Genomic DNA, 14,233 nt, shown 5'->3' with positions numbered 1-14,233 from the left:
AGTGTGACCAGCAGCACCCGTACGCTCCGTGGGGTGAGCCTTGTCGTTCTCCGCGGCGCCAGCGGATCCGGGAAGACCACCGTCGCCCGGGAGGTGCGGCGGCGGTACGGCCGCGGGTGCGCCCTGATCGAGCAGGACTACATCCGCCGCGTCCTGCTCCGCGAGCACGGCAGCGACGACACCCCGGCCGTCACGCCGTCCTTCCTCGTCTCCGTGGTCGAGGCGGCCCTCGGCCACGGCTACCACGTCGTTCTCGAGGGCATCCTGCACACCGGGCAGTACGGCGGCCCGATGCGCTCACTGATCGCCGCCTACGACGGCCCGGCCGGCGCCTACTGGCTGGACGTCTCCTTCGACGAGACCGTCCGGCGCCACCAGCAGCGCCCGGAGCCGATCCCGGTCACCGCCGCCCGGATGCGCGAGTGGTACTCCCCGCTCGACCTCCTCGGCGTCCCGGGCGAGCAGGTCATCCCCGAGACGTCGACCCTCGAGCAGACGGTCACCGAGATCCTGCACGGCAGCGGCCTCGCCCACGCCACCCCGCAGACCCCCTGCCCGGTCCAGTGCCCCCGCTGCGCGGCGAAGCGATGACCCGGCAGCGGATGCTGCGGGAACTGGCCGATCGGATCCTCGGGCTGCGGCGGGAGCATCCGGTGCGGGTGGGGATCGACGGGCACTCGGCGGCCGGGAAGACGACCCTGGCCGACGAGCTGGCCGGCGTTCTGCGGGGGCGGACGGCGCGGCCCGTGCTGCGGGTGTCGATCGACCGGTTCAAGCGGCACGTCGACCTTCGGACGGGATATCCGGCCGGGTCGCCGGAGAGCTATTACCACGAGATGTTCGACGTGGAGGCGATCCGCGACGAGCTCCTGGGGCCGCTCGGGCCGGGCGGGGATCGCCGCTACCGCAGCGAGGTCATGGACTTCAGCGGCCGTACGCCCGTCGACTCCGGCCGTCACGTGGCCGCGCCGGACGCGATCCTCGTCGCGGACGGCGGTTTCCTGCAGAAGCCGGCGCTGGCGCCGCACTGGGACCTGGTCGTCTACCTGCACATCGAGGTGGCCGATGTGATGCGGCGCGGGCCGATCCGCGATCTGGCCTGGATGGCGTCGGCCGCGGCGGCGGAGGCGCGCTACCGCGACTACTACGTCCCGGGCGAGCAGCTCTACCTCGCCGAGATCGGCCCGGCCGAGCGGGCCGACATCGTCATCGACAACCGTGACTTCGACGCGCCGCGGATCACGCGTCTCTGGCCGCCGCGGTAATGACGGCGGTGCGCAGAGTAGTGGCGGCGGCCGGGTCCTGGGCCGCCGCCGGGGGCTTGGCGCCGGTGGCGCGCAGGGAGACCAGGCGGGAGAGCAGGTCGAACCAGAACGGGGCGCCCAGCATCAGCAGCAGGGCGGTCACCAGCCAGCCGGCGACGTGCGAGGTGGTCCAGGCGAGGCTGCTCCAGTCGGTGCCGTGGTCCCAGCCGAACGGCAGGCCGATGCCGGACAGGTCCTGCACCGTCTTGACGTTCGCGCCGACCAGGCCGTCGGGCGACGGGGCCTTGGCGGCGGCCTGCTCGGCCGCGTTCAGGGCGGCCTCGCGGACGGCCAGCTGCTGCCACAGCGTCTGGGCCGTGTGGAAGGCGGACACGTTGCCGGCCACCGCGATGCCGAGGCCGACGACGAACAGCACGGCGGTCACCCAGCGCTTGTACGCGCCGCTGAGCCGGCCCATCGTCTCGTCGTACCAGCTCTCGACGGCGGCCTTGGCGTCCAGGGTCATCGCCCGGCCGCCGGCCTTGAGATCGCCCAGCCAGGCGTTGAACGGCTCCTGATCGGTCATCTCGTCGACCGCGTTGGCGAACGAGCGGGCCGACAGGTAGGCCGGGCCGAGTTCCGTACGGAACCAGCGCCGCCCGCGGCCCGCGGCGACGTTGGCCGACTGGTAGACCGCGGTCCCGCGGAACATGTCGAGGGCGTGCTGGGCGGCCGCGTCGAACGTCGTGCTGCCGCTGAGCATCTGCCCGATGGTCTCCTCGAGGTCCTTGGCCCGCTTGCGCAGCAGCCGGGAGACGCCCTCCACGACGGCCGACGCGAGCGAGGCCAGGACGAAGAACACGAGGACGAGCCCGATCGCCGTCTCCAGCGCCTGAGAGCCGAACATGACCGCGCACTCTAGCCGAAGGTGAAGCTGTATGTTTCGGCGCCGGGATCGAGGAACGTGATTTCCGCGGTGCGGTCGGTGATCGGGTCGGGCTGGCGCAGCAGCTGGTACAGGCGGCGGTCGCCGAGCGTGCCGTAGCCGTCGGCGTCGATGTCCTGGCCCGCGGCGGCGGCCGGCGGCTCGCCGTCGACGAGGATCCGGAAGCGTACGGGCGTGGCCGCGCCGGCGACCATGTTGAGGTCGCGGGCGTGGAAGCGGTAGAGGATCCGGCCGCCCGCCGCGCCGGCGACCGTGGCCTGCTCGTTCATCGTCCAGTCGCCCTCCAGGGACCACTCGTTGAGCCCGAGCGTGTCCGGGAGCTCATAGTGGTGCGGCTTGCCGAGGATCAGGCCGTCGGGTGAGGCGAAGCGCTCCGTGCGGTCGTAGCCGGTGTAGTTCTCGGGCGAGAGCAGCGTCGACCAGTCGGCCGCCTCCTCGGCCGGGCGCGGCTCGACGGTGACCAGTTCCCGCCCGGGGTCGGCGCCGGCCTCGGTCAGCAACCGCTGGAGGGCCATCTCCGTACGCTCGTACTCGCCCTCGCCGAAGTGGTGGTACCGGATGTCGCCCTCGGTGTCGGCCAGGTACAGCGCGGGCCAGTAGTGGTTCCCGAACGCGCGCCACACGCCGTACTCGTTGTCGAGAGCGACCGGGTAGTCGACGTCATCGGCCCGCGCTTCCCGGCGTACGGCCTCGGTGTCGTGCTCGAAACGGAACTCCGGCGTGTGCACGCCGAGCACGACGAGACCCTGATCGGCGTATTTCCGGTGCCAGGCCCGGACGTACGGGAGTTGGCGCAGCCAGTTCACGCAGGTGAAGGTCCAGAAGTTGACGAGCACCACCTTGCCGCGCAGGCCTTCCGGGGTCAGCGGGTCGGTGCCGAGCCAGCCCGTCGCGCCGTCCAGCCGCGGCAGCCGGCCCTCCACCGGCAGATGACGGTTCGCCGAGTGCAGGCCGGCCGGCCAGTGTGGCGTCATGACTACTCCCCTGTCTCGTGGTGCTCTCACGATGACGCCGTACTACCCCGGGGCGCACCCGGGAGTTGCCCTGGTCCGGGTACGGGTCGCCACAGCGCGAGCGCGTTTGCGGCCACCACGAGCCCGATCCCGGACCATTGATGCGCGGCCAGGGCCTGCCCGAGCAGGACGAGGCCGGCCAGCGCGGCCATCACCGGGTGCACGCTCATGAAGACGCCGAAGACGCGCGCCGGCACGAAGCGGAGCACGATCAGGTCGGCCGCGTAGGGCACGACCGAGCTCAACAGGCCGGCTGTCACCGCGTACCCCACGCCCTGGAAGTTGATTGTCAGCAGGACCGGGAGGTAGGTCACGGCCGCGACCAGGGACGCGACCGCCGGGGCCTGCAGGCCCGTCAGGCGCCTTCCGGCGAGTCGATTGAGGAGGATGTACGCGGCCCAGCAGCCGGCCGCGAGCAGGCCCAGCCCGACCCCGAGGAAGTCGCTGGAGGGACCCGGCAGAACGAGAATGTAGACGCCGGCCCCGGCCAGCGCGGCGCACAGACGTGAACCGGTGACGGCGATCGCCAGCGGGCCGAGGAACTCCAGGGTCACCGCGAGGGCCAGGCCGATCCGGTCGATCGCGGCGTAGAGGCTGAGGTTCATGGTCGCGAAGATGAGGCCCAGCACCAGGATCGGCCACCACTGAGCCCAGGTGTAGCGGCGGAGGTCCGGGCGGGCCAGGGGCAGAAGCACGGCCGCCGCGACCACCTGGCGGACCGCGACCACGCCGGCCGGGCCGATCGACGGGAACGCGTGGGCGCCGAGGGCGGCGCCCGCCTGGTTGCTGGCGGCGCTGGTGAGCATGGTGGCGATGCCCGCGGTGGATCCGGCCTTCATGTCGGTCAGCGTTCGCTCCGCGCGGGCCGAAGGGAAATGTTCTATACGCTCGACGCATGAATCTGCGGCAGCTCGAAGCATTGGTGGCGGTGGCCGACGCCGGCACCTTCACCGAGGCGGCCGCCACGCTGGGGATGTCGCAGGCCGCCGTCTCGCGGGCCATCGCCGGGCTGGAGTCGTCGCTCGGGGCCCGCCTGCTGCAGCGCACCACCCGGCAGGTCGCGCTGACCGCGACCGGGGCCCGGGTGCTGCCGGTGGCCCGGCGGGTGCTGTCCGAGGCCGCCCACCTCCGGCTCGTCGCGTCCGAGCCCGCGGCCGAGATGCGGGTCGGGTACGCGTGGGCCGCGCTCGGCAAGCACACCCGGCGCCTGCAGAAGGCCTGGCCGCGTACCGGCGCGCCGCTGGTGTTCGTACAGTCCGGGACGGCCTCCAGTGGGCTCGCCGAGGGCCTGGCCGACGTGGCGGTGCTGCGGCGGCCGCTCAAGGATCCGCGCTTCGAGACGGCGCTGATCGGGACGGAGGCGCGCTACGCGGCCGTGGCGACCGACAGCGCGCTCGCTCGCCGGCGGGCCGTCCGGCTGAGCGATCTCACCCGCTACACGCTGGCCCTGGACAGCCGGACCGGCACGACGACGGCGTCGCTCTGGCCACCGGGCGCGGCCCCGGCCTCGACGCGGGAGACGCACGGCGTGGACGAGTGGCTCACGCTGATCGCGGCCGGGCAGGCGGTCGGGGTGACGTCGGAGGCGACGGCCAACCAGAACCCCCGGCCGGGTGTCGCCTACCGGCCCGTCCGGGACGCGCCGCGCATCGAGGTGCGGCTGGCGTGGTGGCGGAACGACCCGCCGTCAGGGCTGGCCGAGCTGATCGCGCTCGCCCGCGCCGCCTACCAGCCCGTCGACCAGCGCGCGTAGGCCGCGGGAGTAGATGTCGCGGGCGGCCAGCTCGGGCCAGCGCTCCCCGATGGCGGCCAGGGTGGGAACCCGGCTCGAGTCGAAGTTGGTGAACGTGATCTCCCACCCGCCGACGGTCCGGCGGGTCGACCGGGCGCGGACCGTGACCTCGCCGACGGTGTAGTACCAGATGCTGCGGAAGACGTCGACGGCCTGGTCACGGGTGGCTCCACAGGCGACGGCGCCGTCCAGGACCGCCTCGACCAGGCGCAGGGCGGGATCGCTCAGGAGGCCGACGAAGCCGTCGACGGAGAGCACCTCGGCCGCCCAGGGCCAGGCGGCCAGGCCCGCGTGCATGGCGTGGGCGGCGGCGATGATCCGCTCTTTCGGGTCGTCGGGCAGCTCGGGCGGGGCGGCCCGCTCGGCGTACTCGTTCAGGAGCAGCAGCAGAAGGTCGTCCTTGTGCCGTACGTGGTGGTAGAGCGTGGTCGCGCCGATGCCGAGCTCGCCGGCCAGCCGGCGGATCGTCAGCTTCTCCCAGCCGTCGTCGTCGATCAGGCGGCGGGCGGTGTCGACGATCTGGGCCTGGGAGGTGACGGGCGGGCGTCCGGTTCTTGGCACGTTCTCCATCTTGCTTGTTATTTTCTTGGTCGCTAGTTTAGGAACATGTTCCGAAAGTCGCTCACCCTTCCTGCCCTGACGCTCTCGGCCGTCGCCATGGTGCAGTTCATGGTGTCGCTCGACCTCTCGGTCGTTAATGTCGGACTTCCCTCCATCGCCGCTGGTCTGGGCTTCAGCGCCACCGGCCTGACGTGGGTCATCCACGCCTACGCGCTCGCCTTCGGCGGGTTGCTCCTGCTCGGCGGGAAGGCGGCCGACCGCTTCGGCCGCCGCCGGGTCCTGTTGATCGGCCTGGCCGTGTTCGCCGTGGCCTCTCTGGCCGGCGGCTTCGCCCAGACGCCCGGCCAGCTGGTGGCCGCCCGCTATGCCCAGGGCATCGGCGCGGCCGCCCTGGCGCCGGCCGCCCTCGCCCTGCTGACCGCCGCCTTCCCCACCGGCAAGCCCCGCGTGCGGGCCTTCGGCGTCTGGGCCGCGACCAACGCGGCCGGCGGCGCTTTGGGCGTGCTGATCGGCGGCGTCCTCACCCAGTGGGCCGGCTGGCGCTGGGTCATGTTCGTCAGCGTCCCGATGGCGCTGGTCGCGGTCGCGCTGGTGGCGCGGGTCGACCGCGACCGCCCGATCGCGCCCGGCGGCCGGCCCGACGTGGCCGGCGCGGTGCTGGCCACGGCCGGCATGAGCGTGCTGGTCTTCGCCATCGTCCGGCAGTCGTGGCTGTGGGCCGGCCCGGCCGTGGTGCTGCTGGCCGCCTTCATCCTGGTCGAGCACCGCACCCGCCGCGACCCGCTGGTCCGGCTCGGGTTGTTCGCCAACCGCTCGGTGGCCGGGGCCAACGCCTACAACCTGCTGGTCGGGGCGGCCATGGCCGCGGCCTTCTACTTCGCCTCGCTCTACCTGCAGGGCGTGCTGGGCGTCGGGCCGGCGCTGACCGGGGTGATGTTCCTGCCGTTCGCGCTCGGCGTCATCGCCGGCTCGGTGCTCGCGGTCAAGCTCGGCTACCGCTTCCCCCCGCGCCTGCTGCTGGTGGCCGGCGCCTTGCTCACCGCGGCCGGCTTCGCCTGGTTCGGCCTGATCAGCCCCGACGGCTCCTTCGCCACCGACATCCTCGGCCCGTCCCTCGTGGCCAGCGTCGGCTTCGGCCTCTGCCTGGCCCCCATCGTCTCCCTGGCCACCGCCACCGTCGCCCCGGCCGACGCCGGCATGGCCTCCGGCCTGCTCAGCAGCTCCCGCCAGATCGGCGCCTCCCTCGGCCTGGCCGCCCTCGGCACCGCCGCCACCCATCGCACCGGCCCCTTCATCACCGCGTCCTCCCTAACCGCCGGCTACGCCCTCGGCATGCTCCTGGGCGCCGCCTTGCTGCTGGCGGCGGCCCTGATCGCCCTGACCGTCCTCCCCCGCGCCCCGCACACCACCGAACGCCCCGCCAACCTCCAGCCCGCCGGCCAGACCCCTCCCTGACCCCGCCGCCCCGGCCTGACCTCACGCTCCCGCCATGACCTGCGCCCTCGCCGCGACCTCCGCCGGCCCGGCCTCCCGGCCGGCCTGACCGCGCGGCTGGCGCCGGGCGACGGCGGCCGGTGGGCGTCGTACGGTGATGACCATGAGGATTGTCGTGTTGGACGACTATCAGCGGGTGGCGCGGGAGTACGGGGCCTTCGACACGCTGGAGGCCGAGGTCGAGGTGCTGCACGAGCATGTCGGCGATCAGGACGAGCTGGTGGCCGCGCTGGCCGGCGCCGGCGTCGTGGTGGCGATGCGCGAGCGGACGGCGTTCCCGGCCGCGCTGTTCGAGCGGCTTCCGGATCTGCGGCTGCTGGTCACCACGGGCATGGCCAACGCGGCCATCGATCTTGACGCCGCGGCCGCGCACGGCGTCGCGGTCAGCGGGACCCAGATGTCCGGCTCGGCGAAAAGCTCCAACACCACGGAGCTGACCTGGGCCCTCATCCTGGCCACCCGCCGGCACGTCGTGGCCGAGGACCGTGCCCTGCGCGACGGCCGCTGGCAGACCACGGTCGGGACCGACCTGGCCGGCAGCACCCTGGGCCTGCTCGGGCTGGGCCGGCTGGGCACGCAGGTCGCCCGGATCGGGCAGGCCTTCGACATGCGGGTGATCGCCTGGAGCCAGAACCTGACCCCGGCCCGCGCCGCGGAAGCCGGCGTCACCCAGGTGAGCAAGGAGGAGCTCTTCGCCATCAGCGACGTGCTCAGCATCCACCTCAAGCTCAGCGACCGCACGACCGCCCTCGTCGGGGCGGCCGAGCTGGCCGCCATGAAGCCCACCTCGGTCCTGATCAACACCTCCCGCGGCCCGATCGTCGACCAGGGCGCCCTGGTCGCCGCCCTGACCGCCCGCACCATCGCCGGCGCCGGGCTGGACGTCTACGACGAGGAGCCGCTGCCGCTGGGCAACCCGCTCCGCGGCGCCCCGAACACCGTCCTGCTCCCCCACCTCGGCTACGTCACCGAGACCGCCCTGCGAACCATGTACGAACAGGTCGTCGAGGACATCACCGCCTGGCGCTCCGGCCAGCCGATCCGCCTGCTGACGTAACTACCGCGACGCCGTCCGGACCTGGGGGCGCCTTGATTTGATCATGGGTGAGGGGCTATGACGTGGCCATGGCGGAGATGACGGTGGCCGACACTAATGGGATTCTTCGCCAGGCGTGGGTCCGGCCGGAGCGCACCAGCCGGGGGCTCGGGTGGGAGCAGCTTTATGTGTCCACGCAGCGGGAGCAGCCCTATCAGGCGTCGTTCGGCGGAGCTCGGAGCCACCTGGTCATCCTGCATCTGAACGGGCCGGTGGTCGTGCGGCGGGGGCATCTCGGGCTGGCGCGGGAACGGACGGTGCCGCCGGGTGGGCTGTTCGTGCATCCGGCCGGCAAGGAGCTCACCGTGGAGCTGGGCGGGCAGCTCGACACCGTGCACGCCTATCTGACCGACGAGATGCTGCGGGCGGCGCACGGCGGGGCGCCGGTGGAGCTGGCCGAGGAGCTGGGCAGCCTCGACCCGCTGGTGGAGCATCTGATGCTCACCCTCGACGGGGTGCTGCGCTGCTGGGAACCGTCGGCGCGGACCTATGTCGACCATCTCGGGCATGCGCTGGCGGCGCAGCTGGCGCGGCTGCACAGCGTACGGCCGAAGCGTGTGACCGAGACGCCGCGCCCGGCCCGCGCGGGGTTGTCGGATCGGCAGGTGACCGCCGTGCGCGGGCTGATCGAGGAACGGCTGGGCGAGCCGTTGCCGCTGGCCGAGATGGCGGCGGCCGCGGGGCTGAGCGTGAGCCAGTTCGCGCGGCAGTTCAAGGCGCGGATGGGGCTGCCGCCGCACCAATATCTGATCCAGCACCGGGTCGACGCCGCCTGCCAGCTGCTGCGCCGGACGCCGATGCCGATCGCCGAGGTGGCCCAGCGCTGCGGTTTCTCGCATCAAGAGCACCTGACCCGGGTCATGCGTGCGCATCTGGACACCACCCCGGCGGCGATGCGCCACGCCTGAGCAGGGCCGGAATGTGCAGCGGGATTGTGCAGGATCGGGCGATCTCGGCGGGCTGACACTGGGGCGGTGGAGTCCTTCGAATACAACGGGCACGCCTCGCGGGTGATCTTCGGGGCGGGGGTGCTCGGGCGGCTGCCGGACGAGGTGGCGCGGCTCGGGGCAGCACGGGTGCTGGTGCTCTCGACGTCCGGGCGGGCCGCCGGCATCGAGGCCGTGGCCCGCTTCGACGGTGCCGCCATGCACACGCCGGTCGAGGTCACCGAGCGGGCGCTGGCCGTGGCGCGGGAGAGCGAGGCCGACTGCCTGGTCGCGCTGGGGGGCGGGTCGAGCACCGGGCTGGGCAAGGCGCTCGTGGCCCGGACCGGGCTGCCGCTGATCGCGGTTCCCACGACGTACGCGGGGTCGGAGATGACGCCGGTGCTCGGGGAGACCGAGGGCGGGGTCAAGACCACGCGCAGCGATCCGGCGCTGGTGCCCAGGAGCGTCATCTACGACGTGGAGCTGACCCGGTCGCTGCCGGTCGGGCTGTCGGTGACCAGTGGGCTCAACGCCCTGGCACACGCGGTCGAAGCGCTGTACTCGCCGCAGGCCAACCCGATGGTGGACGGCTTCGCGACGGAGGCGATCACCCGGCTCGCGCGGGCGCTTCCCCGCATCGCCGAGCGGCCGGACGACCTCGACGCGCGCGCGGACGCGCTGGTCGGGGCGTGGCTGGCCGGGGTCTGCCTGGGCACGGTCGGGATGGGTCTGCATCACAAGCTGTGTCATGTGCTGGGCGGCTCGTACGGGCTGCCGCACTCCGAGACGCACGCGGTCGTGCTGCCGCACGCGATGGCCTACAACGCGCCGGCCGCTCCGGAGGCGATGAGCCGGATCGCCGCGGCGCTCGGGGTGGCCGATGCGCCGGCCGGCGTCTTCGACCTGGCCGCGCGGCTGGGCGCGCCGACCTCGCTGGCCGCGCTGGGCCTGTCCGACAAGGATCTGGCCGATGCGGCCGCGAAGGCCACCGCCCAGCCCTATCCGAACCCACGGACGGTGACGAAGGACGGCGTCGCCACGCTGCTGGCCGAAGCCTGGCGCGGCGCCCGGCCGGCCGGCAGCACCGCGGACCGGCTGGCGGGGCTGACGGCCGAGGTGGTGGCGAGCTTGGCCGGAGCGCCCGACAAGCGGCTCGCCGCCCTGCTCGGTGACCTGGTCACGCGGCTGCACGGCTTCGTGGCCGACAACGACGTCACCGAGGCCGAGTGGATGGCCGCGATCGACTTCCTCACCGAGGCCGGGCAGATCTGCTCGCCCACGCGGCAGGAGTTCGTGCTGCTCAGCGACACGCTCGGCATCTCCAGCGCGGTCGACCTGCTCAGCAACTCGCGGTCGCCCGACACGACGCCGTCGGCCGTGCTCGGCCCCTTCTACGTCGAGGGGCCGCCGGTCAAGGAGCACGGCGCCGACCTCGCCGAGGGCCTGCCCGGCGTGCCGCTGCGGGCCGACGTGACCATCACCGACCTGGACGGGCGGCCGATCCCCGGCGCCACGGTCGACGTCTGGCAGTCCAACCAGGACGGCTTCTACGACGTGCAGCTGCCCGACCTGGAGGGACCCGTGCTGCGGGCGCGCCTGCGCAGCGACCACGACGGCCGGCTGTGGTTCCGCTCGATCCTGCCGTCGGAGTACCCGATCCCGGACGACGGCCCGGTCGGCAAGATGCTGCGGGCGACCGGCCGTCATCCGTACCGCGCCCCGCACCTGCACTTCATGATCAGCGCCCCCGGCTACCGCAAGCTGATCACCCAGCTCTTCGTCGCCGGCGGCCCCTATCTCGACTCCGACGCGGTTTTCGGGGTCAAGGACGACCTGATCGTCGATTTCCCCGCCGGCGAGAACGGCGAGCGAACAGTCGAATTCACCTTCAAGCTGGGAGCCGACAATGCTGGAAACTGACGTCCTCATCGTCGGCAGCGGCCCGGCCGGCGGGGCCGCCGCACTGTTGCTGAGCACCTACGGCGTACCGAATGTGGTCGTCACCAAATATGGCCGCCTCTCCGACACTCCGCGGGCCCACATCACCAACCAGCGGACCATGGAGGTGCTGCGCGACGCCGGCATCGAGGATCAGGTGATCGCGCAGGCCACCCCGCAGCATCTGATGGGCGACACCACGTTCTGCACCAGCCTGGCCGGCGAGGAGCTGGGCCGGCTGCGCACCTGGTACACCCATCCGTCGCGGCTCGCCGACCACGCGCTGGCCTCGCCGTCGAGCATTTGCGACATGCCGCAGCATCTGATGGAGCCGGTGCTGGCCTCCAATGCCATCGCGCGCGGGACGGCGTTCCGATTCCACACCGAATACCTCTCGCTGGAGCAGGACGCCGACGGGGTGACCGCCACCGTGCGGGACCGGCTGCGTGGCGACGAATACCAGATCCGCGCGAAATATCTGATCGGCGCCGACGGTGGCCGCAGCAAGGTGGCCGACGACATCGGGCTGCCGATGGTCGGGCGGATGGGCGTCGCGGGCAGCATCAACATCGTCTTCGAGGCCGACCTGACCCATCTGACGCAACACCGGCCGAGCACCCTCTACTGGGTGCTGCAGACCGGCTCGGACGTCGGCGGCATCGGCATGGGACTGGTCCGCTGCGTGCGCCCCTGGCACGAATGGCTCATCGTGTGGGGCTACGACATCAACGGCGAACCCCCGGACCTGACCGAGGAGTACGCCCGCCGCATCGCCCATCACCTCATCGGCGACGACAGCGTGCCCGTCACCATCAAGTCGTCCTCGGCCTGGACCGTCAATCATCTGTACGCGGAGACGTACCACAACGGCCGGGTCTTCTGCATGGGTGACGCCGTGCACCGGCACCCGCCGTCGAACGGGCTCGGCTCCAACACGTCGATCCAGGACGCGTACAACCTCGCTTGGAAGGTGAAGTTGGTCCTGGACGGCACCGCCGGCCCGTCGCTGCTCGACACGTATTCGGCCGAGCGGGCCCCGATCGGAAAGCAGATCGTCGACCGGGCCAACCGCAGCATCGGCGAGACGGGCCGCATCTTCGAGGCGCTCGGCCTGCTCTCCACCGACGACCCGGCGCAGCTGCGCGCGAACATGGAGGCCCGCAAGCTTCCCACGCCGGAGGCCGAGAAGCAGCGCCGCGCCCTGCGTGAGGCCATCGAGTTCAAGGACTACGAGTTCAACACCCACGGCGTCGAGCTCAACCAGCGGTACGCCTCGGAGGCCATCCTGGCCGACGGCACGCCCCCGCCGGTGAACCCGCGGGACGACGAGCTCCACCACCACGCGACGACGTGGCCCGGCGCGAAGGTCCCGCACGCGTGGGTCACCCGCGGCGATCAGCGCGTCTCCACCCTCGACCTCGGCGGGAACGGCCAGTTCACCCTGCTGACCGGCCTCGGCGGCGAGCCCTGGGCCGCCGCGGCCCGCGCCCACGGCGTCAAGGCGGTCGTCATCGGCCCCGGCGCGGACTACGAGGACCTGTACGGCGACTGGGCCCGCCTGCGCGAGATCGCCGACAGCGGCTGTGTGCTGCTGCGCCCCGACAACCACGTCTGCTTCCGCAGCGAAAGCCTGGTCGAGGACCCGGCGGGAACGCTCCGCCAGGCCCTCGACGGGGTGCTAGGACGAGCCTGAGCCGGCCGCGGTCAACGGCGTGGCGATGTCCTCCAGGCTGCGGCGCTCGGCCTTGACGCCCAGGAAGGCCTCGACCACGCCGCCGACGATCATCACGGCGGCGCCGATGACGAAGGCGACGACCGTGTCGCCGACCTGGCCGGTGCCGACCAGGTCGGCGAAGAGCAGCGGGCCGGTGATGCCGCCGGCCGCGGTGCCGATGGCGTAGAAGAACGCGATGGCCAGGGCCCGCGTCTCCATCGGGAAGATCTCACTGACGGTGAGGTACGCCGAGGAGGCGCCGGCCGAGGCGAAGAAGAGCACGACGCACCAGCAGGCGGTCATGGTCACGGCGTTGAGCACGCCCGCGCTGAACAGCCAGGCCGTGACGAGCAGAAGGACGCCCGACAGAACGTACGTCCCGGTAATCATGATTTTGCGGCCGACCGAATCGAAGAGCGGGGCCAGCAGCAGGGGGCCGAGCAGGTTGCCGACGGCGATGACGGCGAAGTAGTACCCGGTGCTGCCCGACGGCACGTCGAAGAAGGTCTGCAGGATCTGCGCGTACCCGAAGGTGATGGCGTTGTAGAGGAACGCCTGGCCGATGAAGAGGGCGAGCCCCAGCCCGGCCCGCTTCGGATACTGGGTGATCAAAGTCTTGGCGATCGTCCCGAACCCGATGGTCTTGCGGGTGTGGATCTCGATGCTGCGGTCCACCGGCTCCAGCTTGACGTCGTCCTCGCGCTCGACGGTCTTCTCGACGTCGGCCACCAAGGCCTCGGCCTCCTCGCCGCGCCCGTGGATGAACATCCACCGCGGGCTCTCCGGCACGTGCCGGCGGACGAGCAGCACGACCAGGCCGAGGACGACGCCGAGCCCGAACGCGACCCGCCAGCCCCAGCTGACCGGCAACTGGGTGAGAATCGGCACGGTGAGCAGGGCCCCGACCGCCGCCCCGGCCCAATAGGTGCCGTTGATGACCAGGTCGATCCGGCCGCGGAACTTGGCCGGGATGAGCTCGTCGATGGCCGAGTTGATCGCCGCGTACTCCCCGCCGATGCCCGCGCCGGTGATGAACCGGAACAGGAAGAACCACCACACGTCGAAGGAGAGCGCGGTCATCGCCGTGCCGAACAGGTAGACGGCCAGGGTGACCATGAACAGCTTCTTGCGGCCGAACCGGTCGGTCAGCCACCCGAAGAAGAGGGCGCCGAAACAGGCGCCGAGCACGTAGATCGCCGCGCCGAGGCCGGTGACCTGACTCTGTGTGATGTCGAGGCCACTGCCCGGCTCGGCCAGGCGTCCCGACAGGTTGCCGACGATCGTCACCTCGAGGCCGTCGAGCACCCAGACGGTGCCGAGCCCGATGACGATCATCCAGTGCCATCGTGCCCAGGGCAGCCGGTCGAGCCGGGCCGGGACATCGGTGCGAATGGTTCCGGAGGACATGATCGGCGGGCTACCCATCGGCGGCCCGCTTTAGACCTCCCGCGTACGGACCAGGGGTGTCCACGGGTTCGGCCCGGGGCCGGGCACGGCATGCTGGCCGTA

At 72.1% G+C, this 14,233-nt stretch carries 13 protein-coding genes; 8 read left to right on the top strand and 5 right to left on the bottom strand.

What is annotated here, in order from left to right:
• The first annotated feature begins 33 nt into the window (after positions 1-33).
• Positions 34-591, top strand: coding sequence for an AAA family ATPase (locus AB0J66_RS35160; RefSeq protein ID WP_364670183.1), 558 nt, complete (start codon positions 34-36; stop codon positions 589-591).
• Entirely contained in the window at positions 588-1,265 is a 678-nt protein-coding gene (locus AB0J66_RS35155; protein ID WP_364670180.1) for a uridylate kinase, read from the top strand. The genes AB0J66_RS35160 and AB0J66_RS35155 overlap by 4 nt, the downstream gene beginning before the upstream one ends.
• On the opposite strand, the gene AB0J66_RS35150 is transcribed toward AB0J66_RS35155, so the two are convergent.
• Genes AB0J66_RS35150 through AB0J66_RS35140 form a run of 3 tightly spaced genes read right to left on the bottom strand, consistent with a single transcriptional unit; the run spans position 1,240 to position 4,042 of the window.
• On the bottom strand, positions 1,240-2,151 hold the full coding sequence (locus AB0J66_RS35150; RefSeq protein ID WP_364670178.1) for a hypothetical protein: 912 nt from the start codon (positions 2,149-2,151) through the stop codon (positions 1,240-1,242). The two genes, AB0J66_RS35155 and AB0J66_RS35150, sit on opposite strands and share 26 nt — an antisense overlap.
• An 11-nt stretch (positions 2,152-2,162) precedes the next feature.
• The gene (locus tag AB0J66_RS35145) at positions 2,163-3,164 is read right to left on the bottom strand and encodes a redoxin domain-containing protein (protein ID WP_364670176.1); all 1,002 of its coding nucleotides are present in this window, start codon (positions 3,162-3,164) and stop codon (positions 2,163-2,165) included.
• A gap of 26 nt (positions 3,165-3,190) precedes the next feature.
• Positions 3,191-4,042, bottom strand: coding sequence for an EamA family transporter (locus AB0J66_RS35140; protein ID WP_364670174.1), 852 nt, complete (start codon positions 4,040-4,042; stop codon positions 3,191-3,193).
• A gap of 56 nt (positions 4,043-4,098) precedes the next feature.
• Here AB0J66_RS35140 and AB0J66_RS35135 point away from each other — a divergent pair, with 56 nt between their 5' ends.
• Positions 4,099-4,956 carry a LysR family transcriptional regulator gene (locus AB0J66_RS35135; RefSeq protein ID WP_364670172.1) on the top strand — a complete coding sequence of 286 codons (858 nt, stop codon included), beginning with the start codon at positions 4,099-4,101 and terminating at the stop codon, positions 4,954-4,956.
• On the opposite strand, the gene AB0J66_RS35130 is transcribed toward AB0J66_RS35135, so the two are convergent.
• On the bottom strand, positions 4,891-5,556 hold the full coding sequence (locus AB0J66_RS35130; RefSeq protein ID WP_364670169.1) for a TetR/AcrR family transcriptional regulator: 666 nt from the start codon (positions 5,554-5,556) through the stop codon (positions 4,891-4,893). The two genes, AB0J66_RS35135 and AB0J66_RS35130, sit on opposite strands and share 66 nt — an antisense overlap.
• 45 nt (positions 5,557-5,601) lie before the next feature.
• Here AB0J66_RS35130 and AB0J66_RS35125 point away from each other — a divergent pair, with 45 nt between their 5' ends.
• From AB0J66_RS35125 to AB0J66_RS35105, 5 genes are all read left to right on the top strand, one after another.
• Positions 5,602-7,011 carry an MFS transporter gene (locus AB0J66_RS35125; RefSeq protein ID WP_364670166.1) on the top strand — a complete coding sequence of 470 codons (1,410 nt, stop codon included), beginning with the start codon at positions 5,602-5,604 and terminating at the stop codon, positions 7,009-7,011.
• A 142-nt stretch (positions 7,012-7,153) separates the two neighbouring features.
• Complete coding sequence (locus tag AB0J66_RS35120) at positions 7,154-8,107, top strand: D-2-hydroxyacid dehydrogenase family protein (RefSeq protein WP_364670163.1); 954 nt, start codon at positions 7,154-7,156, stop codon at positions 8,105-8,107.
• A gap of 68 nt (positions 8,108-8,175) precedes the next feature.
• On the top strand, positions 8,176-9,054 hold the full coding sequence (locus AB0J66_RS35115; protein WP_364670160.1) for an AraC family transcriptional regulator: 879 nt from the start codon (positions 8,176-8,178) through the stop codon (positions 9,052-9,054).
• Between the two features lie 66 nt (positions 9,055-9,120).
• Positions 9,121-10,992 (top strand): maleylacetate reductase and hydroxyquinol 1,2-dioxygenase domain-containing protein, encoded by a 1,872-nt coding sequence (locus AB0J66_RS35110; protein WP_364670157.1) that lies wholly within the window; start codon positions 9,121-9,123, stop codon positions 10,990-10,992.
• Complete coding sequence (locus AB0J66_RS35105) at positions 10,979-12,703, top strand: FAD-dependent monooxygenase (RefSeq protein ID WP_364670154.1); 1,725 nt, start codon at positions 10,979-10,981, stop codon at positions 12,701-12,703. Before AB0J66_RS35110 ends, AB0J66_RS35105 begins: the two co-directional genes overlap by 14 nt.
• Here the strand turns inward: AB0J66_RS35105 and AB0J66_RS35100 are convergent.
• Positions 12,689-14,131, bottom strand: coding sequence for an MFS transporter (locus tag AB0J66_RS35100; RefSeq protein WP_364670152.1), 1,443 nt, complete (start codon positions 14,129-14,131; stop codon positions 12,689-12,691). The genes AB0J66_RS35105 and AB0J66_RS35100 overlap by 15 nt on opposite strands.
• Between the last annotated feature and the right edge of the window lie 102 nt (positions 14,132-14,233).

Origin of the sequence: Actinoplanes sp. NPDC049598 (assembly GCF_040675435.1) — a bacterium.
In the GTDB taxonomy this organism is placed as follows: Bacteria; Actinomycetota; Actinomycetes; order Mycobacteriales; family Micromonosporaceae; genus Actinoplanes.
The sequence above is the reverse complement of the archived record's forward strand: the minus strand, read 5'-3'. Positions and strand labels throughout refer to the sequence as shown.

Coding starts and splice junctions, on each gene's coding strand:
- AB0J66_RS35105 (WP_364670154.1), top strand. CDS start 10,979: ATGCTGGAAACTGACGTCCTCATCGTCGGCAGCGGCCCGGCCGGCGGG.
- AB0J66_RS35155 (WP_364670180.1), top strand. CDS start 588: ATGACCCGGCAGCGGATGCTGCGGGAACTGGCCGATCGGATCCTCGGG.
- AB0J66_RS35145 (WP_364670176.1), bottom strand. CDS start 3,164: ATGACGCCACACTGGCCGGCCGGCCTGCACTCGGCGAACCGTCATCTG.
- AB0J66_RS35150 (WP_364670178.1), bottom strand. CDS start 2,151: ATGTTCGGCTCTCAGGCGCTGGAGACGGCGATCGGGCTCGTCCTCGTG.
- AB0J66_RS35140 (WP_364670174.1), bottom strand. CDS start 4,042: ATGAAGGCCGGATCCACCGCGGGCATCGCCACCATGCTCACCAGCGCC.
- AB0J66_RS35100 (WP_364670152.1), bottom strand. CDS start 14,131: ATGTCCTCCGGAACCATTCGCACCGATGTCCCGGCCCGGCTCGACCGG.
- AB0J66_RS35120 (WP_364670163.1), top strand. CDS start 7,154: ATGAGGATTGTCGTGTTGGACGACTATCAGCGGGTGGCGCGGGAGTAC.
- AB0J66_RS35135 (WP_364670172.1), top strand. CDS start 4,099: ATGAATCTGCGGCAGCTCGAAGCATTGGTGGCGGTGGCCGACGCCGGC.
- AB0J66_RS35125 (WP_364670166.1), top strand. CDS start 5,602: ATGTTCCGAAAGTCGCTCACCCTTCCTGCCCTGACGCTCTCGGCCGTC.
- AB0J66_RS35115 (WP_364670160.1), top strand. CDS start 8,176: ATGGCGGAGATGACGGTGGCCGACACTAATGGGATTCTTCGCCAGGCG.